Origin of the sequence: Brevirhabdus pacifica, assembly GCF_002797755.1 — a bacterium.
Lineage (GTDB): Bacteria > Pseudomonadota > Alphaproteobacteria > Rhodobacterales > Rhodobacteraceae > Brevirhabdus > Brevirhabdus pacifica.
In genome coordinates this window covers 1,547,717-1,572,728 of the sequence record NZ_PGFI01000011.1, presented here as the reverse complement: position 1 = coordinate 1,572,728, position 25,012 = coordinate 1,547,717, and the positions used below count along the sequence as shown (strand labels likewise).

Sequence of the window (25,012 nt, the reverse complement as noted above, 5' to 3'; positions counted from 1 at the left end):
TGACCAAGGAGCAGAGATGACCGAGACCCTCGACCTGATCGTCATCGGCGCCGGCATGGCCGGGATCAACGCCGCACGGAAATGTGCCAAGGCCGGCTGGTCCGTCGCCATCGTCGACGCGCTGCCCTACGGCGGCACCTGTGCCTTGCGCGGATGCGACCCCAAGAAGATGTTGCGCGCCGGGGCCGAAGCGGTCGATGCCGCCCGGCTCCTCTCGGGCAAGGGCGTTGTGGGGGAAACCCGCATCGACTGGCCCGCCTTGATGAAGCACAAGGAAAGCTTCACCGACCCGGTCCCCGAGAACATGGAGGCGGGGCTGAAGAAGGCCGGGGTGCGCACCCTGCACGGCCGCGCCCGCTTCGTCGCCAAGGACCGGATCGACATCGCGGGACATGGTGAGATCGCGTTTCGCCACGCGCTGATCGCCACGGGCGCCAAGCCGCGCCCGCTGGACTTCGCCGGCGCCGACCGGTTGATCAACAGCACCGATTTCCTGAACCTCGAAGAACTGCCGCGTCGCATCGTCTTCGTGGGCGGCGGCTATGTCTCGTTCGAGTTTGCCCATATCGCGGCCCGGGCGGGAGCAGAGGTGACGATCCTGGACCGGGGCGCGCGCCAGTTGAAGATGTTCGACCCTGACCTCGTGGACATGCTGCTGGCCCGCAGCCGCGACGCCGGCATCACCATCGTGCCCGAGGTGACGCCCGATCGCATCGAAGGCGCGGGCGCGGGCCACCGGGTGATCGTCAGCCAGGACGGCAAGGAGAGGGGCTTTGATGCCGATCTGGTGGTTCACGGGGCAGGGCGCGTGCCTGCGGTCGACAAGCTGGATCTGGACGCGGCGGGCATCGCGACCGAAGACGGCGGCGTCAAGGTAACCCCATGGCTGCAATCAACCTCCAACCCGCGCGTCTTCGCCGCCGGCGACGCCGCCGCCTCGCCCGGCAAGCCCCTGACGCCGGTGGCTGTGTTCGAAGGCAAGATCGCGGCGTCGAACATGCTCAAGGACAAGCGGACCGAGCCCGATTACACCGGGGTGCCAAGCGTGGTCTTCACGATCCCCGAACTGGCGCGGGTCGGCATGCTGGAGGAGGAGGCGCGCAAGACCGGCAAGGTCGAAGTGACGTTCACCGACACCTCGGGCTGGTTTTCGCAAAAACGTCTGGGCGAGACCCGGGCAGGGGTGAAGATCATCATCGGTCCCGAGGGCAGGATCCTTGGCGCCCACATGTTCGGGCCCCATTACGCCGAGCTGATCAATTTCTTCTCGCTGGCGATCAAGCTGGGGCTGAGCGCCGGGCAGCTGAAATCAATGCCCGCGGCCTATCCCACCGGGGCATCGGATATCGGGTCGATGTTCTGACGTGACGGTGCCCTGCCCCCTGACGGGGGCGGGCCCGAGCTCACCCCGGTCGCTGTTCCTGCACCTTTGCCAGCGCTTCGGCCAGCTGGGCGGAGGTGTAGGGCTTTCGCAGGAAGACCGAGCGGTGCTTGGGCGCGGGCGCTTCCGAGCCGCGGTAGCCCGAGGTGAAGATCACGGCTAGGTCGTCGTCCTTGTCGGTCAGCAGATCGGCCAGTTTGACGCCATCCACCTCTCCGGGCATCACGCAGTCCGTGAACAGGACCTTGATGTCCGAATGCCGGGTGAAGGCCGCCAGGGCCAGATCGCCGTTTGCCGCCGTCTCCACCTGGCATCCAAGCCCTTCAAGCATGGATTGCGCCACCTCGCGCACCTCGTCATTGTCCTCGACCACCAGGATCCTGAGGCCGTTGAAGCGGCGCGGGACGCTGCCGGCCTTCTCGCTTTTCTTCGCGGCCCCGGTCTCGGGGGAGCGGGGCAGGAAAAGGTTCATGGTGGTGCCCTGACCGGGCTGGCTGTCGATCTTCAGCCCGCCGCCGGACTGGCGGAGAAATCCGTAGATCGAGCTTAGTCCAAGGCCGGTGCCCTTGCCGGGATCCTTGGTGGTGAAGAAGGGTTCCAGCGCCTTTTTCTGTGTCGCCTCGTCCATGCCGATGCCGGTGTCCTTCACCGCGAGGCGGACGTATTCGCCCGGCGCGAGGTTGAGCGCCTCGGCCCCGGCGGCATCGACGGTCACGTTCTCGCCGGTGATCGACAGTTTGCCCCCGTCGGGCATGGCGTCGCGGGCATTGACGGCAAGGTTGACGACGGCGGCCTCGAACTGGGAGGGGTCGAGATAGACGGGCCAGAGGTCCCCGGGGCAGTCGATGCGGGTGATGACCGCACTGCCCAAAAGACGCTCGAACAGCCCTTCCGAGCGTGCCAGCTCCTCGTTCAGCCGGATCGGCCGGGGGTCGAGGGCCTGACGCCGGGCAAAGCCCAGCAGGCGCTTGGTCAGGTCCGCGCAACTGTTGGCCGCCTGCATGGCCAGGTCCAGCCGCCGGCGCGTCTTGTTGCCCAGCTCGTCCTTTTCCAGGACCCGGTCGAGGCTGCCGATAATGACGCTCAGCATGTTGTTGAAGTCATGGGCGATGCCGCCACTCATCTGTCCCACGGCTTCCATCTTCTGGGCGTGGACAAGCTGCTCTTCCAGGCGCTTCTGGTTGGTGATGTCGGAGAGGATTCCGTACATTTCGGGCGTGTTGTCGTCGCCCTGCCGGATAGCGGCCCGCTCGAACAACCAGCGACGTTCGCCGCCGGGCCCATCGAACTGGTATTCGATTTCCAGCCGGCCCGTCTTGACCGCCAGCTCGATCGCCTCGCTCAGCCGGTCGCGGTCAGCCTCGTAGACATTCTCGATCCAGTTCGCGCCGATGGTCTCCATCTGCCCGGCCGGGCCGCCGATCAGTCTTTCCAGCTTGCCCCCGACAAAGGTGCGCGAGCGGTAGCCGTCGCGCGACGAGGCGGAGAAAAGGGCGATGGGCAGCGTGTCGATCACCAGCGATTGCTGCATCCGGGTGCGGTCAAGCGCCTCGACCACCTCCATCTGGCGGGCCTTCACCCGCAGGTTCTCGGCCATCAGGCGCTTTTCATGCTCGGCCTGGCGGCGGATCTCCTGGGCCTGGTTGTAGAGATCGGCGAAGATCGACACCTTCGAGCGCAGGGCCGTCGGCTCCACCGGCTTGAAGACATAGTCGACCGCGCCTGCGGAATAGCCGCGAAACAGGTTCGCCGGATCCTTGTCGACCCCCGACAGGAAGATGATGGGGATGCTGCGGCTGCGCGAACGGCTGCGGATCAGCTCGGCCGTCTCGTAGCCGTCAATGCCGGGCATGCGCACGTCCAGAAGGATGACGGCAAACTCGTTCCGCAGCACCTGGCGCAAGGCATCCTCGCCCGAGGTGACGCAGACGATGGGATGGCCGAGGTCCGACAGGATCCCCTCGAGGGCCAGCAGGTTCCCCTCGTCGTCATCGACTGCGAGGATCCGGGCGACCTTGCGGTCGTCGGGGTCATGGCCACTTTCCTGCAACATGTCGTGGTCCACCGTCTTACCCATTCTCGCCCGAGCGCTTGAGCCAGGTGCGCAGCACCGCGATAAGCTCGTCATTGTCCACGGGCTTGGAGAGGTAGTCCGACGCGCCCACCTCGAAGCATTTCTCGCGGTCCTCGGGCATCGCCTTGGCGGTGATGGCGATCAACGGCAGGTCCTGGAAACGCTTGGATTTGCGGATGCGGCGCATGGTTTCATAGCCATCCATGCCCGGCATCATGATGTCGATCAGGGCGGCGAAGATATCCTCGTGGTTCTTGAGAAGCTCGATGCCGTCATGGCCGTTTTCGGCCTGCACCACCTCCATGCCCTGTTCTTCCAGAAGGGCCGTCAGCGAGAAGATGTTGCGCACGTCATCATCGATCACGGCAACTTTCAGCCCCGCAAGCGCGGGCTCGCGCTGGCGCATGGCGGCGACCTGGTCGCGCGCCTCGCCGGGCAGGGTGTCGATCGGCAGGCGCAGGGCGCGGACAAGCTCGTCGTGGACGGGGGCCTCGTCCTCGGCATTGACGAAGGTCGCGGCACCAGCGGCGGATAGTAGTTCGCCCTGATCTGCGTCCGGCTCTTCGCCAAGCTCGACCACGAGGGGGGTGCGGTCGTTCTCATTCGAACCCGGCAGCGCCTCCAGCAGGGCAGTCAGGTCCCGCGTAATCCGGGGGGCGGCCAGGACCACCGCATCATAACGGGTGGACGCGAGGGCCGCCGCGGCCTTGCGGGGTGTTTCGCGGCTCACATCCACGTCAGGCAGGCCGGCAAGTAGATCCTCGCCCGCGCTGCGGGCCTTGCCGAACCGGACCAGCAGCACCGAGCGTTTCTTGCTGCGGATCAGATCCATCAGCCTTGAGAACACGGCTTCAAGCTCTTCCCGGCTGGCGGGCTTGCCGCTGTACTCCACGGCGCCCATGTGGGCCCGCAGGCGTTTCTGATCCTCGACGACCGAGATCACGTGGATCGGAAGATGCTGGGTGCTGTCGTCGTTCTTCAGCATGTCCAGAAGGGCCCAGCCGTCGATGTCGGGCAACTGGATGTCGAGGCTGAGGGCGGCCGGGCGATATTGCCGGATCGCCGCCATCACGTCGCGACCGCGCACCACGACCATATGGGCAAAGCCCTGTTCCTCGGCAATCTCGCCAAGGATCTGGGCGAAGATCGGATCATCCTCGACGATCATGATCAGCGGGCGGTCGGTCGCGGCGAAGGGCTGGACCCCGGGGGCCGGAAGGACGGGGGGCGCGCTGCGTTGCGGGGGTGCCCGGTGGGCCAGCAATGGCGCATCAAGACGCTCCTCGCTCAGGCCCGGTTGCGGGTTGCGGCGGGGCTGGTCCGAGGCCTCGCGCTCCAGCGGCAGATAGAGGGTGAAGGAGCTTCCCGCGCCGACCTCGCTGGTCAGCCGGATCTCCCCGCCCAGCAGCGAGGCAAGTTCCCGGCTGATCGACAGGCCCAGGCCCGTGCCGCCATAACGCCGGCTGGTCGTGCCGTCGGCCTGCTGGAAGGCCTCGAAGATGATCTGTTGCTGCTGCGGGCTGATGCCGATTCCCGTGTCGGTGATGGTGAAGCAGACGCCGTCGCCATCAAGCTGGGTCTGAAGCCCGGCCGGAACATCCTCGGGCCGCAGGGCCGCGACCGTCAGCATGACCGAACCGTCCTCGGTGAACTTGAAGGCGTTGGACAGAAGGTTGTTGATGATCTGTTGCAGGCGCATGGCGTCGGTCTTCATGCTGCCCGGCAGGTCGGGGTCGACCTCGATCGCGAAATCGACCTTCTTCTGCTCGGCCACCTCGCGGAAGGTGCGCTCGGTCTGGCGGACGAACTGCTCGAACTTCATCTCGTCGATATCCAACTCGACCGTGCCGGATTCGATCTTCGACAGATCGAGGATGTCGTTGATCATGCGCAGCAGGTCCGAGCCGGCGGAATGGATGGTGCCGGCCTGTTCGATCTGCTTGGGGTCGAGGTTGCCGCGCCCGTTGTCGGCCAGCAACTTCGACAGGATGAGCAGGCTGTTGAGCGGCGTGCGCAGCTCGTGGCTCATGTTGGCCAGGAATTCGGACTTGTATTTGGAGGTCAGTGCCAGCTGTTCGGCCTTCTCCTCCAGCGAGGAGCGCGCGGTCTCGACCTCGCGGTTGATCGCTTCGACCTGGCGCTTCTCGGCCTGAAGCTGGACAGCCTTTTCTTCAAGCTCCTCGTTCTTGGTCCGCAGCTCCTCCTGCTGGGATTTCAGAAGCTCCTCGGACTGGCGCATGGTCATCGCCTGCTGCTTGAGCCGGTCGTTGGTGCTGGTCAACTCCTCCTGCTGGCTTTGCAGCTCGCGGGTCAGGATCTGCGACTGTTTCAGAAGCTCCTCGGTACGCATGCCGGCCGCGATCGTGTTCAGAACGATGCCGATGCTTTCCACCAGTTGGTCCAGAATCGACAGGTGCACCTCGGTGAAGCGGGTGAAGGAGGCCAGCTCGATCACCGCCAGCACCTCGTCCTCGAAGATGACGGGCAGGACGACGATGTTGAGGGGCGGTGCCTCTCCCAGGCCCGAACTGATGCGCACGTAGTCGCTGGGCACGTTGGTCAGCAGGATGCGCTGACGCTCGAAGGCGCATTGTCCGATCAGACCCTCGCGCATCCGCACCGTGTTCGAGATGTGCTTGCGCTCGTTCAGGGCATAGCTGGCCGTCAGCTCGAAGACCTTCTCCTCCTCGCCCGAGGCGCTGTCGGTTTCGTGGCGCAGAACGTAGAGCACACCGTGCTGAACCTCGATAAGCGGTGCGATCTCGGACATCACCAGGTTGCAGACGGTGACCAGGTCACGCTCGCCCTGCATCATCCGGGTGAAGCGGGCCAGGTTGGTTTTCAGCCAGTCCTGTTCTTCGTTGTATTTGGTGGTTTCGCGCAGGTTGCCGATCATCTGGTTGATGTTGTCTTTCAGCGCCGCGACCTCGCCCGAGGCCTGCACCGTGATCGAGCGGGTCAGATCGCCGGCGGCCACGGCGGTCGCCACCTCGGCGATGGCGCGCACCTGGGTCGTCAGGTTGTCGGCCAGCTGGTTCACGTTGTCGGTCAGGTCGCGCCAGAGGCCCGAGGCCCCGGGCACCTTGGCCTGGCCGCCCAGCTTGCCCTCGATCCCCACTTCGCGGGCCACGTCGGTCACCTGGTCACCAAAGGTCGCCAGGGTGTCGATCATGCCGTTGATGGTCTCGGCCAGTTCCGCGATCTCGCCCTTGGCGTCCACGGTCAGCTTGCGCTTCATGTTGCCGTTCGCGACCGCGGTGACGACCTGGGCGATGCCGCGCACCTGGTTGGTCAGGTTGGTCGCCATCATGTTCACGTTGTCGGTCAGGTCCTTCCAGGTGCCGGCGACGCCGTCGACCTTGGCCTGCCCCCCCAGCTTGCCCTGGGTGCCCACCTCGCGGGCCACCCGCGTCACCTCGGAGGCAAAGCCGTTCAACTGGTCCACCATCGTGTTGATGGTGTTCTTCAACTCCAGGATCTCGCCCTTCACGTCGACGGTGATCTTCTTGGACAGGTCGCCGCCCGCAACCGCGGTCGTCACCTCGGCGATGTTGCGCACCTGACCAGTCAGGTTGGTCGCCATCGCGTTCACGTTCTGGGTCAGGTCCTTCCAGGTGCCGCCGACCCCCTCGACGCGCGCCTCACCGCCCAGCTTGCCCTCGGTGCCCACCTCGCGGGCCACCCGCGTCACCTCCGAGGCGAAGGAGTTAAGCTGGTCCACCATCGTGTTGATCGTGTCCTTCAGCTCCTCAATCTCGCCTTTAACGTCCACGGTGATCTTCTTCGACAGGTCACCCCGGGCGACGGCGGTCGTCACCTCGGCGATGTTGCGCACCTGTCCGGTCAGGTTGGTCGCCATCGCGTTCACGTTGTCGGTCAGGTCCTTCCAGGTGCCATCGACACCTTCCACCTTGGCCTGGCCGCCCAGTTTGCCCTCGGTGCCCACCTCGCGCGCCACTCGCGTGACTTCGGACGCGAAGGACGAAAGCTGATCCACCATGGTGTTAATCACGTCCTTGATCTGCAGGATCTCGCCCTGCACATCGACGGTGATCTTCTGGGTCAGGTCGCCGCTGGCGATGGCCGTCGCGACCTTGGAAACATCGCGCAGCTGGACGGTCAGATTACCGGCCATTGAGTTCACGTTGTCGGTCAAATCCTTCCAGGTGCCATCGACCCCCTCGACCCGGGCCTGCACGCCCAGCTTGCCCTCGCCACCCACTTCGCGGGCAACGCGCGTCACCTCGGAGGCGAAGGACGAAAGCTGATCGACCATGGTGTTGATCACGTCCTTGATCTGAAGGATCTCGCCCTGCACATCGACAGTGATCTTCTGGGTCAGGTCGCCGCTGGCGATGGCGGTTGCGACCTTGGAGACATCCCGCAGCTGAACCGTCAGGTTGCCGGCCATCGAGTTCACGTTATCGGTCAGGTCCTTCCAGGTGCCGGCGACGCCCTCGACCTGGGCCTGGCCGCCCAGCTGGCCCTCGGTGCCCACCTCGCGGGCTACGCGCGTCACCTCGGAGGCGAAGGACGACAGCTGATCGACCATCGTGTTGATCGTGTCCTTCAGCTCAAGGATCTCGCCCTGGACGTTGACGGTGATCTTCTTGGACAGATCGCCCCGGGCAACGGCGGTCGTCACCTCGGCGATGTTCCGCACCTGTCCCGTCAGGTTCGTCGCCATCGCGTTCACATTGTCGGTCAAATCCTTCCAGGTGCCGGCGACGCCCTCGACCTGGGCCTGGCCGCCAAGCTGGCCCTCGGTGCCCACCTCGCGAGCAACGCGCGTCACCTCGGAGGCGAAGGACGACAGCTGATCGACCATCGTGTTGATCACATCCTTGATCTGCAGGATCTCGCCCTGCACATCGACGGTGATCTTCTGGGTCAGGTCACCGCTGGCGATGGCCGTCGCGACCTTGGAGACGTCGCGCAGCTGAACCGTCAGGTTGCCGGCCATCGAGTTCACGTTGTCGGTCAGATCCTTCCATGTGCCGGCGACGCCTTCGACCTGGGCCTGGCCGCCCAGCTGGCCTTCGGTGCCCACTTCGCGGGCAACCCGCGTCACCTCGGAGGCGAAGGAGTTCAGCTGGTCCACCATCGTATTGATCGTGTCCTTCAGCTCCAGGATCTCGCCCTTCACGTCGACGGTGATCTTCTTGGACAGGTCGCCCCGGGCAACCGCCGTAGTGACCTCGGCAATGTTGCGGACCTGGCCGGTCAGGTTCGTGGCCATGGCGTTCACGTTGTCGGTCAGGTCCTTCCAGGTGCCGGCGACGCCCTTGACCTTGGCCTGACCGCCCAGCTTGCCCTCGGTGCCCACTTCGCGCGCCACCCGCGTCACCTCGGAGGAGACGACGCCAAGCCGGTCCACCATGGTGTTGATGGTCTTGGCGCCGCGCAGGAAATCACCCTTCAGGGGGCGGCCGTCCACCTCCAGCACCATGGTCTGCGACAGGTCCCCCTGGGCCACGGCGCTGACCACGCGCGAGATCTCGGCGGTCTGTTGCACCGTGTCGCCGATCAGCTCGTTGATCGAGTCGATGCTTTGCCGCCAGCCGCCCGAGACATTGTCCAGCTTGGCCCGCTCGCTGGTGCGCCCGTCGCGCCCGAAGGCCTTGCGAAGGCGCGCGAGCTCGCTGGTCAGCGCCTCGTTCTTGGCGATGACGTCGTTGAACGCCTCGGCGATCTCGCCGTCGGTCCCGGTCAGATCGTCCGGCAGACGCGTTCCGAATTCTCCACGCCGGAAGGCGCGCAGCGCCCCGAGGATCTGTTTGTCTTTCAGCGTCGCCTGGTCGGTGTTCAGCGTCTTTTCCATCGGGGGACCTCATAGCGATTGCGCGCCGCTCCCGGGTCGGGAGGGCGTGGATAATTTCGAAGGCGGGTGTGCATCTCAGGCAGAAGCGGCCGGGGCATCGGCCGCACGCAGGGCGGCCTCGATATGGGCGGGCAGGCAGGGCTTGCCCAGCACGGCCACGGGGCGAAGGGCCTTGACCTCGGGCCAGTCGGCCACGTCGTCATGGCCCGACATGAAGATGATCCGGGTGCCGTATTTCTCGACCAGGTCGCGGGCAATCTCGACCCCGTCGCGCGCCGCGGCCACGCTGACGTCGACCATGGCGATGGTGGGGCGTTCTTCCTTGGCCATGGATTCGGCCTCGCGCCCGTTGCGGGCGATTCCCGAAACGCGATATCCCAGATCGTCCAGAAGATCGTCGAGGAAATAGGCAATTACCATCTGATCCTCAACAATAAGGATATTGGTAACGGTATTGCTTTCGCGGGTTTGGGGCATTTATTTGAGTCCGCACTTTTTATGGACCTCTATCCTTGTGTGTCCTCTGAGTCCACCGGCGAGGAAAGCCGCCCTTCGCAGGCCGTCCAGATTGGAATCAGCCGCGGTGTCATCAGGGGCGGAAAGCCCTGCAGGGCAGGGGAAAGGGCCTATTTGACGCGCGGCCAGCCACTAGGCGGATGACCGCTTAACCTTCACGTGAACCGGGCGAAATGGGCTTTTCCCATCCGGGTCTGTCAAATTTCGGACATCATTCGCGGCGCACCCGAAACGGTCGGCGTCAGCGGGCGCCTGACACGGACCGATCACGCCGGTTCTGGTCTGCTGGTTCTTGCTTTGGCGCCTAAACGGGAAGGAAATTCCAATTAAAGAAAACCCTTCCCATTCAAAGTGCCGAAATTATTAGTGACAATCGGCTGAGGCCGGAGCCTCATCCGACCCCAGCGGGTGGAAACAGGCGACAGAACCGCCTCCGCGGGCGGGCTCCAGCGCGGGCGCGGTTTCGCGGCACAGCTCCGTCGCGCGCGGGCATCGCGCGGCGAAGGCGCAGCCCTTCGGCGGGTTGAGCGGATCGGGCAGCTCACTCCCTCTGGCTTCGGGCGCCTTGAGCGGTCGGCCCACCACGGGCGCGCTGTCGGCCAGCAGCCGGGTGTAGGGATGTCGGGGCGCGCGAAAGATCCGCTCGGCCGGTCCGATCTCGACCAGCGCGCCGAAATAGAGGACCGCCACCCGGTCCGACACCGCCTCCACCACGGCGAGGTCGTGGCTGATAAAGAGATAGGTCAGCCCCAGACGCGCCCGCAGGTCCGCCAGAAGGTTCAGCACCTGCGCCTGGACGCTCACATCAAGGGCCGAGACCGGCTCATCCAGGATCAGGATGCGCGCCTGGGCGGCCAGGGCCCTGGCGATCCCGATCCGCTGCGCCTGGCCGCCCGAAAACTCGTGCGGATAACGGTCAAGGAACTCGGGGCGCAGGTTCACGCTGTCGAAGATCTCGGTAATGCGCTCCCGTCGGGCGACCTTGCCCATGCTGTGAAGCTTTCGCAAGGGAAGTTCCAGGATCTGGCGGATCGTCTTGCGGGGATTGAGCGACGAGATCGGATCCTGAAAGACGTATTGGATGCGCCGCCCGAAATCCGCCGGGTCCGCGGTGTCGAGAGCGGTGCCCTCGATCTCGATCGTGCCGGTGCTGGGTGCGATCAAACCGACCAGCATCCGCGCCAGCGTGGTCTTGCCGCATCCCGACTCTCCCACGATGCCAAGGGTTTCGCCGGTCTCGACAGCAAGCGAAATGGGCTGCACCGCACGCACCTCGACCCTGGGGCCGCCGAATAGACCGCTGCGCACGGGGAAGGCCTTGGACAGGTTCTCCAATCTCAGCGCCTTGGTCATTCCGCGGCCTCCCTGCTGGGGTGTTCCTCGGGGAAAAGACAGCGGACCGCACGGTCGCCCTGCGGGGCAAGCGGAATGTCCCCCTCGCGGCAGACCGGGCGCACCTTGGCGCAGCGATCCGCAAAGGCGCATCCATCGGGCAGGCGGTCGACGGGTGGCGGCAGCCCCGGAATCGCCTCCAGCCGTCGGCGGCCGCCGCCAAGCTCGGGCACGCAGGCGATGAGACGGGCGGTATAGGGATGGCGTGGCGCCTCGAGGACCGATCTTGTCGGGCCTTCCTCGACCACCTTGCCGGCATACATGACCGCCACCCGGTCGCAAAGCTGGGCGACCACCCCGAAATCATGGGTGATGAAGACGATCGCCAGATCGCGCGAGCGGCGAAGATCGTCAAGCAGGGACAGGATCTGTGCCTGCACCGTCACATCCAGGGCGGTCGTCGGCTCGTCGGCGATGATCACCTCGGGGTCGTTGGCCAGGGCCATGGCGATGCCCACCCGCTGGCGCATGCCGCCCGACATCTCGTGCGGGTAGTTCGCGATCCGCCGCTCGGGGTTGGGAATGCGCACATCGCGCAGAAGCTCGACGGCCTTGGCCGACGCTTCTTTCCTGCCGAGGTTCTGGTGGGCCTGGATCGCCTCGACCAGCTGGTCGCCGACCCGGTAGAGCGGGTGCAAGGTCGCCAGCGGATCCTGGAAGATATAGGCAATCTCGCCCCCGCGGACGGCGCGCAGGCGCTCGTAGGGGGCACCAATGAGATCCTCGCCACGGTAGCGGACGGCGCCGCCGGTGATGACGCCGGGCGGCGAGGCGACAAGCCCGGTGACCGACAGGGCGGTGACCGATTTGCCGGACCCGCTTTCGCCGATGATACCCAGGCATTCGCCGGGCCGGACCGCCAAGCTTACCCCGCCCACAGCCCTTAGCCTGCGGGTGCCGACGTGAAATTCGGTCTTCAGCCCCTCCAGCGTAAGGATGCCGTCCAGGGTGGGTTCGGGGACCGGCCCCTCGCGCTTCACGCGGGTCGCGGCCATGGGGCGCGACAGGGCCCCTGATTTCAGCCGCGGGTCCAGCGCATCGCGGATCCCGTCGCCCAGAAGGTTGATGGACATCACGATGATCAGGATCATGACGCCCGGCACCACCGAAGTGTGCGGATGGCTGATGAGCGCCGCGCGCGCCTCTCCCAGCATCGATCCCAGGTCGGCCTGGGGCGGCTGGCTGCCGAGGCCAAGAAAGGAAAGCCCCGCCGTTTCCAGGATCATCCAGCCGATGGTGGTCGACATGGCAATGACGATCACCGGCAGAACGTTCGGCAAGATCTCGGTCAGGATGATCTGGGGGCGCGACAGGCCCGACAGGCGCGCCGCGTCGACGAATTCCTTGTGGGCAAGGCCCACGGTGATGCCGCGAATGTTGCGCGCGAAGAAGGGCACGTTGACGGCGGCCACCGCGATCAGCGCGTTCAGAAGGCCCGGGCCCAGCGCCGCCACGATGGCCAGGGCCAGCAGGATGTAGGGAAAGGCCATCAGCATATCGACGCCGCGCATGATGATGTTGTCGAGGCGCCCGCCGTAAAAACCGGCGACCACCCCGATCGCGGCCCCGATCGTGGCGGCGATGGTCGCGGCGGCGAACCCCACCGCAAGCGACAGCCGTGTCCCCCAAAGCAGGCGCGAAAGCAGGTCGCGGCCCAGATGATCGGTGCCCAGCAAGGCGCCATCCGAGAAGGGGGGGCGGAACCTGTTGGCGGTGTTGGTGACATCCGGGTCGGCTAGCGGCAGCAGGGGAACGGCCAGGGCCAGCAGGAGGACGATAAACAGGATGACCCCACCCGCCAGTGCCATTCGGTTGCGCGAGAACAGCAGGAACGCGGCCGTCATGTGCGGATCCTCGGGTCGAGGAGGCTTTGCGCCACGTCGACGACGATGTTGAAGAACACGTAGCACGCGGCGACGACGATCACCCCGCCCTGAACCAGCAGGATGTCACGGCGCAGGATCGCGTCGACCAGCATCCGGCCGATGCCCGGCCACTGGAACACGATCTCGATATAGACGGCGCCCGATAGGACAAAGCCGGCCTGAATGCCCAGCACCGGCAGGATCGAGACCATGGCCGCGCGGAGGGCGTGGCGCCAGATCACCGAACGCTCATGCACGCCCTTGGCGCGCGCGGTGCGGATGAAATCCTGGCGCAGCACCTCCAGCAGGGCCGAGCGGGACAGCCGCGCGATCACACCGGTCGCCACCACCGCCAGCGCCAGCGCTGGCATCGCCAGATGCGAGAACAGGGCGGCGGCGTCGCGCGCCCCGTAGATGGGCCACATGCCCGACACCGGGAACCAGCGTAGCCGCACCGCGAAAAGCAGGATCATCATCATGCCGAGGAAGAACGACGGGATGGAGATGCCCAGCAGCACCGCGAAGGTGATCGCCTTGTCGGCAAACCCATACTGGTTGGCGGCCGATATGGTCCCCGCGATGACGCCGAGCAGGGCGCAGAGGACGAAGGCCGTGCCCGCAAGGATCAGCGTTGCGCCGAAGCGTTCGACCACCTCGTCCAGAACGGGCCGGTTGAGGGCGAAGCTTTGCCCGAAATCCCCCTGGAGCATGTTGCCCAGCCAGATCAGGTATTGCCGCCAAAGCGGCTCATCCAGGCCCAGTTCGCGGTTGATTCGGGCCACGTTCTCGGGCGTGGCATAGCTGCCGAGGATGGCGGTCGCCGGGTCGCCCGGGATCAGCGCCATGATCAGAAAGACGATGACGGTGATGCCCAACAGCACGGGCACCGCCGAGAGCAGCCGTCTTGCGATGTATCCGCCCATGCGCGGCCTCTCCCGAATGGGGAGCGGGGGCCGGGGCGCGGCCCCCGCGCGTGATCAGTTCTTGGCGACGTCGTCGAGCAGCAGGAAGAACGAGGGCTGAAGCTGGAAATCCTCGACCCGGTCGCTGGTCACCGCGTTCTGCTTCCAGTTTGCCACGAAGACCCAGGGCGCGTCTTCGTGCACGATCTCCTGCATCTGCTTGTAAAGATCGGCGCGCTCCTCTTGGTCGGTGGCGCGGCGCGCCTTTTCCAGAAGGGCATCAACCTCGGGGTTGGAATAGTAGCCCGAGTTGAAGCCACCCTTATCGGGAAAGGCCTCGCTGCGCAGGGCAAGGAAGGGCAGGGTGTCGGGGTCGTTGGTCATCCACGCCATCTCGGCCATGTCGGCTTTGCCCTCGAGGCCGGGGTTCACCTCGCCCAGGAAGGTATTCCATTCGTAGGTCTCGATCTTCACGTCGAAGCCGACCGCTTCCAGATCCGCCTGGATCGCCGTGCCCATGGCGACCGGATCCAGCATGCCCGAACCACCCTCGGTAACGTAGAAGGTCAGCTCGGCGCCGTCGGCGCCCGCTTCGGCGATCAGCTCGCGCGCCTTGTCGGGGTCATAGGCATAGGGCGTGAGGTTTTCGTTGTAAGCCCATGCAAAGGCGGGTGGGGTCGGCCCGGCGGCCACTTCGGCCGTGCCTTCCAGCACTTCGTTCACGATCGCTTCCTTGTTGATCGCGTAATTCGCCGCCTGGCGCACCAGCTTGTCGGCGAAGGGGCCTTCCTTGGCGTTGAGGATCAGGAACCACAAATGCGGGCCTGCCTGCTCGTGCAGCGTGTAGGTTTCGCCCTGGAACTGCGACAGGGCCACGGGGGGCACCTCGACCATCAGGTCGATGCCGCCGGCCAGCATTTCGGCGGTGCGGGTGCTGGCATCGGTGATGGGGCGGAAGACGACGGCCTGAAGCTTGGGCGCCCCGTCCCAGTAATCGGGGTTGGCCTCGACGACGACAGCCTCGTTGGGGCGCCATTCGGCGAATTTGAACGGACCTGTCCCCGAGGGGTTCCGCCCGAAGTCGGACCCGTGCTTCTCGACCGACGCGGGCGAGACGATCAGCCCCGTGGGGTAGGCCAGGTTCGACAGAAAGGGCGCGTAGGGCTCTTTCAGCACGAACTTGACGGTTTTGGGATCGACCGCCTCGACCTTGTCGATGGCCGAGAAAAAGAACGAAAGCGGGAAGGGGCCGGTGTCGTAGAAGGGATGGTTCTCATCGAGCATCCGGTCGAAGTTGAACTTCACCGCCTCGGCGTCAAAGGCGCTTCCATCGTGGAAGGTGACGCCGTCGCGCAGGGTGAAGGTGTATTCGGTCCCGTCCTCCGAGATCGACCATTCGGTCGCCAGCGCAGGCTCGACCTCCAGCGTGCCGTCCTTGTAACGCACCAACCCGTCGTAGACGTTCATCAGGATGCGGAAATCATTCACCGCCGTGACGGCGGCGGGGTCCAGGGCCTTCGGCTCGGCGATCTGGCCGACGACCAGGACACCGGGCGGGGTTTGCGCAAATGCCGGTGCGCCAAGCGCCATGGTCAATGCGGTGCCGGCAACAAGCAGCTGTCGGCGGGTCAGTTGTACAATCGACATGGGTTACCTCTCCTGATCGGTTCAATCTTATTTTTCATGATAAATTGCATCAGGCCAAATTTTCATTATAAATTCAAGCGCGCTGACATGGAGAAGAAGGAATGACGATTTCGATCCTCGCATATGACGCGGAAACAGGCACTTACGGCGGGGCTGCCACAACGGGCAGCCTTTGCGTGGGCGGGTGGGTCCTGCGTGGCGGGGCCGAATCGGGGCTGTCAGCCTCGCAGGGATCGCTGCCAAGCACCCTTTGGGGGACCCAGGTCCTTGACCTGATGCGGACGGGCCTGTCGGCGGCCATCGCCGTGTCCGAGGTGGTGGACAGCGACGCGGGCCGCGCCCATCGCCAGCTTGCCGCCGTGGATCGCGCAGGGGGAACGGGTCACTTCACCGGGGCTTCGAGCATTCCCGCGGCAGGGGCACGGCAGGGGCCATCGGTGGTCGTGACCGGAAACCTGCTGTCGGGCGATGACGTTCTTGATGCCTGCCTTGACGGATACCAGAAGGCGCAAGGCAGCATGGCCGAGCGCCTGATCGCGGCCCTGAACGCGGCCGCCGCGGCCGGGGGGGACAGCCGGGGGCTTTTGTCGGCCGCGTTGCTGGTCGTCTCACGCAGCGCGGCGCCCCTGAACCTTCGCATCGATTACTCCGAGCAGCCTTTGCAGGATCTCGCGGATCTTCATCAACGCGCCACCAGCGGCGCCTACGGGCAATGGTCGCGGCTGGTCCCGACGCTGGATGAGCCCCATCGGGCCGAACCCTACAGCGAAACCGTCACGCCGGCCGGTTGATCAATGGGCCATGAAGCGTTTCATCACGACGGCTTGCTGGTCCTCCATCATGCGCCAGGCCATTTCCATGTGCGAGCGCATGATCGAACGGGCCGCCTTGGCATCCCCGCGTTCCATCGCATCCAAGAGGTCAAGCTGATGCTGACGGCCTGTCCGCCAAAGCTCCACGTTGGGCGCGGCGTAGAGCTGTCGGTAGACCGTAAGATCGGCGAGGATCTGGGACATGAAACCGATGATGAAACCCAGCAAAGCGTTGTCGGCGAAACTGGCGAGCCTTGCGTGAAAGTGCAGCGAGGCGACGTGCTGGCGCCGCTCGTCCTCTGGGTCGGTCGCAGGCTCGGCATAGTCGTCGATGATCGATCGCAGCTCGGCCAGCCGCTCGGGCGACAGGCGTCCGGCCATCGCGGCCGCGACCTCGGGCTCAAGGGCGACCCGCAACTGGTAGATGTCCGCGATGGAGATGTCGCGGAAGTAGAAATAGTTGGCAAGCAGCGCGTGCGCGCGCTCGGTCGAGACCTCGCCGACGAAGCTTCCGCCGCCGGGACCGGTCTTGGTCTCGACCAGGCCTTGGGCCTGAAGAAGGCGCATGGCCTCGCGGATCGTGCCCTTGGACATGCCGAAACGCGCGATCATCTCGGTCTCGCCCGGAAGGCGGTCACCCGGCTGCAAACCCTGCTCGACCACCCATTCCTTGATGGCCTCGGCCACGCGGATGGGGCGGGACCGCCGGGGGGCTTTCTCGTCGGGTGTCTCGCTCGTTCTTGCCATCGCACGCCTCATTCGAACTCCGAAGGCGTCTATAAAGCAAATCGATCATGATAAATACAAGTGGATGCATGGACTACGGGAAGCTGGCCGAAGCGCGGCTGTCCGAGATTGCCGGGATGTCCGCCACCGGACCCGGCGTGACCCGACTGCCGTGGACGGCCGAACATCGTCGCGCCATCGGGCACATTACATCGTGGATGCAGGATGCCGGACTGGACGTCAGCCTTGATGCGGCGGGAACATTGATCGGTCGCACACCCGGCATGGCGGGCAGGCCGGCTCTGCTACTCGGCTCCCACCAGGACAGCGTCCGTTCGGGCGGGCGCTTTGACGGGATCATGGGCGTGGCCGTCGCGTGCCTTGCGGTCCGGCGCCTTGCGGATGAGGGGGTGCAGCTTCCCTTCGCGGTCGAGGTGCTGGCCTTCGCGGATGAGGAGGGGGTGCGCTTTCCCACCGCGCTGATCGGACCGCGCGCCCTGGCGGGCAGTTTTGACCCCACCGTCCTCGAGATGCGGGACGCGGAGGGGGTGAGCATGGGCCAAGCGATGGAGGGCTTCGGCCTGGACCCGGGCCAAATCCCGGCCTTGGCACGACGCCAGCAAGATGTGGTCGGATACCTTGAGGCCCATATCGAGCAGGGCCCGGTGCTGGAGGCCGCCGACCGGTCCCTGGGCGTCGTGACCGCGATCTGCGGCATCTCCCGGCATTCGGTCACGTTCGAGGGGGAGACCGGCCACGCGGGCACGGTGCCCATGGAGGGGCGCCGGGATGCGCTGGTCGCGGCCGCACGGTTCATCGCCGCCGTATCTGACGCCGCGGCAGGGCTTGAGGAGTGCCGTGCAACGGTTGGAAAAATAGAGGCAAAACCGGGTGTCGTAAACGCCATCCCTTCGCGGGTCGATCTGACCCTGGAGCTGCGCGCGCCGACTGACGATATGCGGCTGGCATTTCATGCCAAAGCCCAGCGCTTGGGCGATGAAATCGCAGCAGAATCCGGCGTGTCCGTAACGCTCAGCCAGACTTATGAGCAGCCCGCGGTCGCGTGCGCGCCCGGCATAAAAGCGGCTCTTACAAAGGGGATGACCGCATCGCAGCTGCCGCTGACCAGCCTGCCGTCCGGCGCCACGCACGATGCCTCTGCGATGGCGGATCTCTGCCCGGTGGGAATGCTGTTTGTCAGGTGCAAGGGCGGTATCAGCCACCGACCGGACGAACACGCCAGTGCCGTTGACATGGGTGACGCGATCCGGGTCCTTGCGGAGACGATCAAGGTCTTGGCGTCGAAGGAGCATGGTTGAAGCGGGCCCCAAGGGCCCGGCAATCAATCGCTTTCCACGCCGGCACCCGCGCCCGCGCGGCTTGCCTCGGTGGCGGGGGCATAGGTGCGCATGGCGAAACTTTCGAGGGTTCGCATGACCTCGGCGCTGACGTGGCGGCCCGTGCTGGTCCGGGGCGTGGGGAACGCGGGCTCATTGGTTGGGGTCAGGTTCACTAAACCCGCGTAGGGCGCCAGCAGGGCCGCACTTTCCCCTTCCATCGCCACCGAATTGCCGTCGAGGATCAGTGTGATTCCATGCCATTCGAGGGCAGTGTTCAATCCGGTCGCGCGCGATACCTCGGCCGCGAAGGGGGCCAGCATCAGGGGCACCGCTACCTGACCCAGCCGCAAACCTGCTCCGGTTGTCAGATCGTCGGCCCGGTCGCAGATCAGCGCCCCCGCGATGATCGGGCAAAGCGGGCCGCGCCGCGCGCGCCAGGTCCCGTCTGACTGTTGCGGGGCCAGCTCCGCATAGGGTGTTCCGTCGTTCTGCTCCAGCAGCTCGGCCAGAAGCCACGGTCCCGGAAACCCGTGATCGCTTAGCCAGCGCACGGCCTTGCCGGTCTCCTCGGCCAGGCCCCAGCTCATGCCGCCACCGCGTGCGGCCTTGCGGGCCAGGGCCTCAATCTCGTTGAGCGAACAGATCACGACGGCACCTCCGGCAGGGCGGGATAGGTCCAGCCAGCAAATTCCATTTCGGCAATCTCGTGGGGGAAGGGCGCGTTGCGGAACATGTTGATGCGCACCCAGCGGTCCGAGCGCGGATCGAAATGGCAGGCGCCGAAAAACGACAGCTTGGCCCGCAGAAGGTCGATGGGCAGGACATCGGCGGCGACGGTGTTGTCGCGGATCTCGGCATAGGGATGGCGAGCGGCGATCTGAACGCGGCGCAGGATGTGGCGATGCTCGGGGTGGCGCAGCAGGAAGTCCGCGACCCGGGTCTCGGCGGCCTCGGCCTGCAGGGCCGCGTGAAGCAGGGCGGCGTCGCGGCCGGGTGCCAGGGGCTGTTCGTAGGGTGCGACGGGTTCGAGATGACGCTCGCCAAGGCGCGGCTCCAGCTTCTCGGCCGAGACGTACCAGGCGCGGGCCTGTGCCTCGGGTCGGGTCCAGTCGATGGCGAGCGCCCAGGCATAGTCGCCCTCAAGAATGGCGCGCAGGCGGGCCAGGGTCATGGCGCCGTCGATGCGGAAGCCGGCGGTTTCATCGGCGCTCATCCGGCTGGGCAGGTCGTCGACCAGCGCGCCGTAGGGCTCCATCATCAGCGCCACGAGAAGTTCCTGCCCCTCGAGGCTGAGCGCGGTCTCGGCCCAGCGATAAAGCGCGTCCCAGGGCGAGGGCATGTCCAGCGCGCCCGCCTCAAGGTGGGCTGCGAGCCGGTCGAGGTCGGCCTTGAGTGCCGCGATCTTGCCGCGCTGAAGCGGATGCTCGGAATGCCAGTCGTCCACGTTGCGATGGCCCCGGCGCAGCATGACCCGAAAGGCCTCGGCCTCGGCGGGCGTGATCGAAGCCAGTGCGCGCACCCGGGCCAGGGCGGTCTCCCGCGCCTCGATCCAGTTGTTGAGCAGGATCGGATGGTTGAGGAGGAAGGGCGCCATGCCAAGGCCGGTGGAATTCCCGATGCCGAAGCGTCGGCGCAGCGACGGCTCAAGTGTCACGGCGCGGTCCTTGCCCCGGATGCGGGCCAGATGCTCGACCAGGTCCAGCACGAAGCCCCGGATCAGGAAGACGGTCAGCATCTCGGCCTGGAAGGGCGGCGCGAACTCGGGCCGGTCGCAGATGGTTTCGCGATCGGCGGCGCCCAGCTTGCCCGAACCGTAGACCGCAGTCGTGCGCATCAGGTAGCCCACGGCGTCGATATCGGCCGGGTCAGGCTGCACGCCTTGGGCCAGGCAATCGACCACGTGGTCGAAAAGGCGCACCGAACGGTTGGCACGCGAGACGGTCAGCTCGGCCGGGGTGACGCGCCCGGCTTCCTGCAGGGGAACATTGCGCGACAGCCGCTCGATATCCGCCGCCGTGGGCAGCCCGTCGAAAAGGGTGAAGGTCGTGTCCCAGGCCGTGGCGATGACCCGGTCCGAACGCTGTTCGGGGGGCAGGTCATGGGCGAAGGCCACCAGGCTGTAGCTGTGGGACGGGCCGTGCATCGTGTAGACGGCGTGGCCGACGCCGGTTGCGTCGATCTCGAATGCGCGCCGCTCGAACCGCCAGTTCTCGGACTTCAGCCTTCTCAGAAGGACGCGCATGAAGGATAGGCGGGACTGGTGGAACGACCCCATGCGCGCCAGGCGCATCACGGTATCGGCAGGGCGAAGCGCCACGCGGTCCGGGCTGAGCTGGTCGAGTTTCATCACGCGCCTCCTCCTTGCACGTTACCACGTATCGGGGCGGGCGGCCTTTGTCGGACCGCCCGCCGACCTGATCAGACCCGTTCGCGACCCTTGGCCAGGGTGATCCGCACCGCGTCCCAAAGCGACGGCAGCAGCACCAGCGATACCGGCACGGCCGTCACCACGATGAAGCTTTGCAGCTTGCCCACGCCGCCAGAGCCGAGCGAAATCAGGATGACCGCCATCAGGCCCATCCCGACGCCCCAGAACACCCGCACCGGCATCGACGACTGGTCCTCGTCGGACATCGCAACCGAGATCACGTAGGTCATCGAGTCGCCCGTCGTGGCCACGAAGATCGTGGTCAGGATCAGGAACAGCAGCGAGATCAGGAAGCCCATCGGCAGTTGCTGGGTGATCGCCAGAAGTGCGGCCGGCAGGTTGAACCCCTCGAACGCGGTCGAGACCGAGCCGGTGTTGGCCAGCTCGAACGCGATGCCGGAGCCGCCGATGATCGTGAACCAGAAGGTGGTGATGATGGGCGCCACCAGCGACAGCATGATCACGATGGAGCGGATCGAGCGACCGCGCGAGATGCGCGCGATGAACATCGCCATCAGCGGCCCGTAGCCCATGAACCAGCCCCAGAAGAAGACGGTCCACCAGCCCAGCCAGCCCGGATTCCCGAACAGCCCCGCCTCGCCCCGATAGAGCGCCATGCCGAAGAAGTTGCCGAGATAGCTGGCGAACCCCGAGAAATAGCTCGACAGGATGAAGGCGGTGGGGCCGAAGACCAGCATGAAGATCAGAAGGCCCGCGGCCAGAATCACGTTGATCTTGCTCAGAAGCTGGATCCCGCGGGTAAGCCCGGTCATCGCCGAGACGGTGTAAAGCGTCACCAGCCCCGCGATCACAACGGCCTGTGTTATGAAGCTGTCGGGAATGCCGAATAGCGCATTCAGCCCATAGCTGACCTGAAGCCCGAGGAAGCCGATCGGCCCGACGGTGCCCGCGACCACGGCAATGATGCAGGACGCATCGGCGATCAGGCCGATGGGACCCTTGATCGCGCGTTCACCGAAAAGCGGGTAGAGCAGGGTGCGTGGCGCCAGCGGCAGCCCCTTTTCGTAATGGTAATGCATCAGCATCACCGTCGAAAGCGCACCGAGGATCGCCCAGGCAAGAAAACCCCAATGCATGAAGCTTTGCGCCAGCGCCGGGGCCACGGCCTCCGGCGTGCCGGCCTCGGCGCCGAAGAGGGGCGGCGAGGACAGGAAATGCGCCATCGGCTCACCGGCGGCCCAGAAGACGCCGCCGCCCGCCAGAAGGGTGCACATGATCATCGCGCCCCACTGGAAGACCGAGAACTCCGGCCGGGCCAGCCCGCCCATGATCGCCCGCCCGCCGGGCAGCACGATCAGCACCAAGCCGATCAGGAAGGTCGCCAGAAGCAGCACCTGCCAGTAAAGGCCGAAGTGGCGGGCCGAGAAGTTGAAGCTTGCATCCACGATCGCCGACAGTAGGTCGAGGTCGAGGAGCGCGATCAGGCAGAAGACGGCGATGAAGCCGCCGGTGATCGCGAAGAGCGGTTTGTTGATATGGCCGGGGCTGGGCGTTTGCGCGGCCACCGGGCTATGGGTCTGATCCGTCATTCCATCCTCCCTGAAAGGAATTTCGCAATTGCGTTTGGTTCGGCGCCCTTACTCGGCCGCCTGCCTCGAGCGCGTCTTCCGCGCGGTCTCAAAGCTGTCGTCAAAAAAGCGCAGCCAGTTCTCTCCCATGATCCCGGCCACCTCTGTCGCGTCGAAACCCACGGCCCGCAGGCCGGCTTCGATATTGGGGAAATCGCGGTTGTCCTCGAACCATGCGGGCATGTCCGGAAAGCCCGGCGCCGCGGCCGAGCCCTCGCCATAGTCGACGCGCTTGGTCCACCGGCCCATGCGCATCCAGTCCACGACGCTGTCGGGATGGTCCTGGCAAAGGTCCGAGCCGATCCCGAGGCTTTGCGCACCGACCATCTCGGCGGTGCGGGCAATCATCTGGCAGAAGCTTTCCAGCGTGCACGCGCCCTTGTCGCGCAGGTGATGCGGGTAAAGCGAAAAGCCAAGCATGCCGCCGGTCTCGGCCAGAGCCCGGATCACAGCGTCGCTCTTGTTGCGGCGGGCAGGGGCCCAGGATGCGGGGTTGGCATGGGTGATCGCGATGGGCCGGGACGAATGTTCGATCGCCTCCAAGGTAGAACGTTCGGCAGAATGGCTCATGTCCACAACCAGGCCCACGCGGTTCATCTCTTCGATCACTTCGCGGCCCATGCGGGTCAGGCCGGGGTCCTCTGCCTCGTAGCAGCCCGTCGCCAGCAGCGACTGGTTGTTGTAGCTGAGCTGCATGAAACGCGCGCCCAGCGTGTGGACGACCTCGACCAGGCCGATGTCATCCTCGATCGGGCTGGGGTTCTGGAAGCCGAAGAAAATGGCGGTGCGCCCCTCGGCCTTGGCACGGCGCACATCGTCGCCGGTGCGGCCCTGGAAGATCAGGTCCGCAAACTCTTCGAACCGGCGGTTCCAGGCCTCGATGTTGAGGACCGTCTCGCGGAAATTCTCGTGGTAGGCGATGGTGACGTGAACCGCGTCCACGCCGCCTTCGCGCATCTGCCGGAACACCTTTTCCGACCAGTTGGCGTATTGCAGGCAATCGATGCGGTAGGTCACGCCAGCTCCTCCGGCGTTCCGGCCGCGATATAGGCGGTCTTGACGGTGGTGTAGAACTCGGCGGCGTAAGACCCTTGCTCGCGCGGCCCGTAAGATGAGTTGCCGCGACCGCCGAAGGGCACGTGGTAATCGGTCCCGGCGGTGGGCAGGTTGACCATCACGCAGCCGGTGCGCGCGTTGCGGCGGAAATGGGTGGCCCGCGCGATGGAGCGGGTGACGATGCCCGAGGTCAGTCCGAATTCGGTGTCGTTCACGACCTCCAGCGCCTCGGCGTAGGAGCCGACCTTGATGACGCAGGCGATGGGGGCGAACATCTCCTCGCGGTTGATGCGCATGGCGTTGGTCGTGCCGGTGAAGACGGCGGGCGACATGTAGTAGCCATCGGTGGCAAGGCTCAACCGTTCGCCGCCGCAGGCCAGGGTGGCCCCCTCGGATCTGCCCAGCTCGACATAGGCGAGGTTGGCGTTCAGCTGCTCTTCGCTCACCACCGGGCCGATCTGCGTGCCGTCCTCGAGGGCGTGACCGACCTTCAGCGCCTTCGCCCCTGCGACCAGCTTCTCGACGAATTCGTCATGCACCGCCGCGTGCACCACCAGCCGGGACGAGGCCGTGCACTTCTGGCCCGAGCCGCCGAAGGCGCCGCCCAGTGCAAGGCCGACCGCGAGGTCGAGATCGGCGTCATCCATCACCGCCAGCGCGTTCTTCGAGCCCATCTCCATCTGGATCTTGGTGAAATTCTCGACCGCGGCGCGGGCGATGCCGCGCCCCACGGGGACCGAGCCGGTGAAGGAGATCGCGTCGAGGGCGGGGCTTTCGACCAGCTTCTGTCCGATCTCGCGGCCCGCGCCCATGACCAAATTGAAAAGGCCTGCGGGGATATCCTGGCGCGAAATGATCTCCGTCAGGGCCACGGCCGAGGCGGGGGTGACATTGGCGGGCTTCCAGATCACCGCGTTGCCATAGGCGAGTGCCGGCGCGATCTTCCAGCTGGCCGTGGCGGTGGGGAAGTTCCACGGGCTGATGACGGCAACCACGCCCACCGGCTCGCGGCGCACATCGATCTCGACGCCGGCGCGCACGCTGTCGGCCGTGTCGCCGATCTGGCGCAGACATTCGGCGGCGTAATAGGTGAAGAACTGGCCGGCGCGATAGACCTCTCCCTTGCCCTCGGCCAGGGGCTTGCCCTCTTCGCGGGACAGAAGCTCGCCCAGCTCGGCCGCCCGCGCCATCATCTCGGTGCCGATCGCCATCAGAACATCGTGGCGCCGCTCGGGCCCGTAGCCGGCCCAAACGGCCTGTGCCTGACGGGCGGCGGCCAGGGCATCGTCAAGCTGGCTGGCGCTGGCCTGTGCGAAATGCCCGACAACCTCGCCCAGATCCGAGGGATTGCGGTTCTCGATCTCGCCATTGCCTGCCTGCCAGGTCCCGGCGATGTAATTGCGATTGAGGTCGGTCATGGCGTTCATGGGGCTGTCTCCTGACTGGACCGGGCGTCCCGGACG

16 protein-coding genes are annotated in these 25,012 nt (G+C 65.8%); 3 read left to right on the top strand and 13 right to left on the bottom strand.

Annotated features, from left to right (window positions below; genetic code table 11):
- The first annotated feature begins 16 nt into the window (after window positions 1–16).
- Window positions 17–1,363, top strand: a complete 1,347-nt coding sequence (locus CLV77_RS07590) for a dihydrolipoyl dehydrogenase family protein (protein ID WP_076978548.1) — start codon at window positions 17–19, stop codon at window positions 1,361–1,363.
- Between the two features lie 40 nt (window positions 1,364–1,403).
- Here the strand turns inward: CLV77_RS07590 and CLV77_RS07585 are convergent, their stop codons facing one another.
- The 7 genes from CLV77_RS07585 to CLV77_RS07555 form a co-directional block, all read right to left on the bottom strand.
- Complete coding sequence (locus CLV77_RS07585) at window positions 1,404–3,458, bottom strand: response regulator (RefSeq protein ID WP_158086728.1); 2,055 nt, start codon at window positions 3,456–3,458, stop codon at window positions 1,404–1,406.
- Window positions 3,451–9,276, bottom strand: coding sequence for a HAMP domain-containing protein (locus tag CLV77_RS07580; RefSeq protein ID WP_076978550.1), 5,826 nt, complete (start codon window positions 9,274–9,276; stop codon window positions 3,451–3,453). The genes CLV77_RS07585 and CLV77_RS07580 overlap by 8 nt, the downstream gene beginning before the upstream one ends.
- 75 nt (window positions 9,277–9,351) lie before the next feature.
- The gene (locus CLV77_RS07575) at window positions 9,352–9,753 is read right to left on the bottom strand and encodes a response regulator (RefSeq protein ID WP_076978551.1); all 402 of its coding nucleotides are present in this window, start codon (window positions 9,751–9,753) and stop codon (window positions 9,352–9,354) included.
- 402 nt (window positions 9,754–10,155) lie between these two features.
- On the bottom strand, window positions 10,156–11,145 hold the full coding sequence (locus tag CLV77_RS07570) for an ABC transporter ATP-binding protein (protein WP_076978552.1): 990 nt from the start codon (window positions 11,143–11,145) through the stop codon (window positions 10,156–10,158).
- On the bottom strand, window positions 11,142–13,028 hold the full coding sequence (locus CLV77_RS07565) for a dipeptide/oligopeptide/nickel ABC transporter permease/ATP-binding protein (protein WP_076978553.1): 1,887 nt from the start codon (window positions 13,026–13,028) through the stop codon (window positions 11,142–11,144). The genes CLV77_RS07570 and CLV77_RS07565 overlap by 4 nt, the downstream gene beginning before the upstream one ends.
- Complete coding sequence (locus CLV77_RS07560) at window positions 13,025–13,972, bottom strand: ABC transporter permease (RefSeq protein ID WP_076978554.1); 948 nt, start codon at window positions 13,970–13,972, stop codon at window positions 13,025–13,027. Before CLV77_RS07560 ends, CLV77_RS07565 begins: the two co-directional genes overlap by 4 nt.
- 54 nt (window positions 13,973–14,026) lie before the next feature.
- A complete protein-coding gene (locus CLV77_RS07555) occupies window positions 14,027–15,598 on the bottom strand; it encodes an ABC transporter substrate-binding protein (protein ID WP_076978555.1) in 1,572 nt (523 codons plus the stop codon).
- Window positions 15,599–15,699: 101 nt separating this feature from the next.
- Between CLV77_RS07555 and CLV77_RS07550 the strand changes: the two genes are divergently transcribed.
- The gene (locus tag CLV77_RS07550) at window positions 15,700–16,389 is read left to right on the top strand and encodes a DUF1028 domain-containing protein (RefSeq protein ID WP_076978556.1); all 690 of its coding nucleotides are present in this window, start codon (window positions 15,700–15,702) and stop codon (window positions 16,387–16,389) included.
- Here CLV77_RS07550 and CLV77_RS07545 read toward each other — a convergent pair whose 3' ends face one another.
- The gene (locus tag CLV77_RS07545) at window positions 16,390–17,157 is read right to left on the bottom strand and encodes a FadR/GntR family transcriptional regulator (RefSeq protein WP_076978557.1); all 768 of its coding nucleotides are present in this window, start codon (window positions 17,155–17,157) and stop codon (window positions 16,390–16,392) included.
- Between the two features lie 68 nt (window positions 17,158–17,225).
- Here CLV77_RS07545 and CLV77_RS07540 point away from each other — a divergent pair, with 68 nt between their 5' ends.
- Window positions 17,226–18,455 (top strand): M20 family metallo-hydrolase, encoded by a 1,230-nt coding sequence (locus tag CLV77_RS07540; protein ID WP_076978558.1) that lies wholly within the window; start codon window positions 17,226–17,228, stop codon window positions 18,453–18,455.
- Between the two features lie 23 nt (window positions 18,456–18,478).
- Here CLV77_RS07540 and CLV77_RS07535 read toward each other — a convergent pair whose 3' ends face one another.
- The 5 genes from CLV77_RS07535 to CLV77_RS07515 form a co-directional block, all read right to left on the bottom strand.
- Entirely contained in the window at window positions 18,479–19,123 is a 645-nt protein-coding gene (locus CLV77_RS07535; RefSeq protein WP_076978559.1) for a DUF3726 domain-containing protein, read from the bottom strand.
- Window positions 19,120–20,823: a hypothetical protein gene (locus CLV77_RS07530; protein WP_197685752.1), complete on the bottom strand. Its 1,704-nt coding sequence runs from the start codon at window positions 20,821–20,823 to the stop codon at window positions 19,120–19,122. The genes CLV77_RS07535 and CLV77_RS07530 overlap by 4 nt, the downstream gene beginning before the upstream one ends.
- Window positions 20,824–20,894: 71 nt before the next feature.
- Window positions 20,895–22,454, bottom strand: coding sequence for a BCCT family transporter (locus CLV77_RS07525; protein WP_076978560.1), 1,560 nt, complete (start codon window positions 22,452–22,454; stop codon window positions 20,895–20,897).
- Window positions 22,455–22,502: 48 nt separating this feature from the next.
- Window positions 22,503–23,510, bottom strand: coding sequence for a membrane dipeptidase (locus CLV77_RS07520; RefSeq protein ID WP_076978561.1), 1,008 nt, complete (start codon window positions 23,508–23,510; stop codon window positions 22,503–22,505).
- Window positions 23,507–24,967, bottom strand: a complete 1,461-nt coding sequence (locus CLV77_RS07515) for an aldehyde dehydrogenase family protein (RefSeq protein WP_076980910.1) — start codon at window positions 24,965–24,967, stop codon at window positions 23,507–23,509. The genes CLV77_RS07520 and CLV77_RS07515 overlap by 4 nt, the downstream gene beginning before the upstream one ends.
- Window positions 24,968–25,012 lie beyond the last annotated feature (45 nt).

What these genes read in the sequence shown, in the direction of transcription:
- CLV77_RS07585 (WP_158086728.1), bottom strand. Translation starts at nt 3,458, where the DNA reads ATGGGTAAGACGGTGGACCACGACATGTTGCAGGAAAGTGGCCATGAC.
- CLV77_RS07590 (WP_076978548.1), top strand. Translation starts at nt 17, where the DNA reads ATGACCGAGACCCTCGACCTGATCGTCATCGGCGCCGGCATGGCCGGG.
- CLV77_RS07555 (WP_076978555.1), bottom strand. Translation starts at nt 15,598, where the DNA reads ATGTCGATTGTACAACTGACCCGCCGACAGCTGCTTGTTGCCGGCACC.
- CLV77_RS07515 (WP_076980910.1), bottom strand. Translation starts at nt 24,967, where the DNA reads ATGACCGACCTCAATCGCAATTACATCGCCGGGACCTGGCAGGCAGGC.
- CLV77_RS07550 (WP_076978556.1), top strand. Translation starts at nt 15,700, where the DNA reads ATGACGATTTCGATCCTCGCATATGACGCGGAAACAGGCACTTACGGC.
- CLV77_RS07560 (WP_076978554.1), bottom strand. Translation starts at nt 13,972, where the DNA reads ATGGGCGGATACATCGCAAGACGGCTGCTCTCGGCGGTGCCCGTGCTG.
- CLV77_RS07570 (WP_076978552.1), bottom strand. Translation starts at nt 11,145, where the DNA reads ATGACCAAGGCGCTGAGATTGGAGAACCTGTCCAAGGCCTTCCCCGTG.
- CLV77_RS07540 (WP_076978558.1), top strand. Translation starts at nt 17,226, where the DNA reads ATGGACTACGGGAAGCTGGCCGAAGCGCGGCTGTCCGAGATTGCCGGG.
- CLV77_RS07530 (WP_197685752.1), bottom strand. Translation starts at nt 20,823, where the DNA reads ATGAAACTCGACCAGCTCAGCCCGGACCGCGTGGCGCTTCGCCCTGCC.
- CLV77_RS07575 (WP_076978551.1), bottom strand. Translation starts at nt 9,753, where the DNA reads ATGCCCCAAACCCGCGAAAGCAATACCGTTACCAATATCCTTATTGTT.
- CLV77_RS07545 (WP_076978557.1), bottom strand. Translation starts at nt 17,157, where the DNA reads ATGGCAAGAACGAGCGAGACACCCGACGAGAAAGCCCCCCGGCGGTCC.
- CLV77_RS07525 (WP_076978560.1), bottom strand. Translation starts at nt 22,454, where the DNA reads ATGACGGATCAGACCCATAGCCCGGTGGCCGCGCAAACGCCCAGCCCC.
- CLV77_RS07565 (WP_076978553.1), bottom strand. Translation starts at nt 13,028, where the DNA reads ATGACGGCCGCGTTCCTGCTGTTCTCGCGCAACCGAATGGCACTGGCG.
- CLV77_RS07580 (WP_076978550.1), bottom strand. Translation starts at nt 9,276, where the DNA reads ATGGAAAAGACGCTGAACACCGACCAGGCGACGCTGAAAGACAAACAG.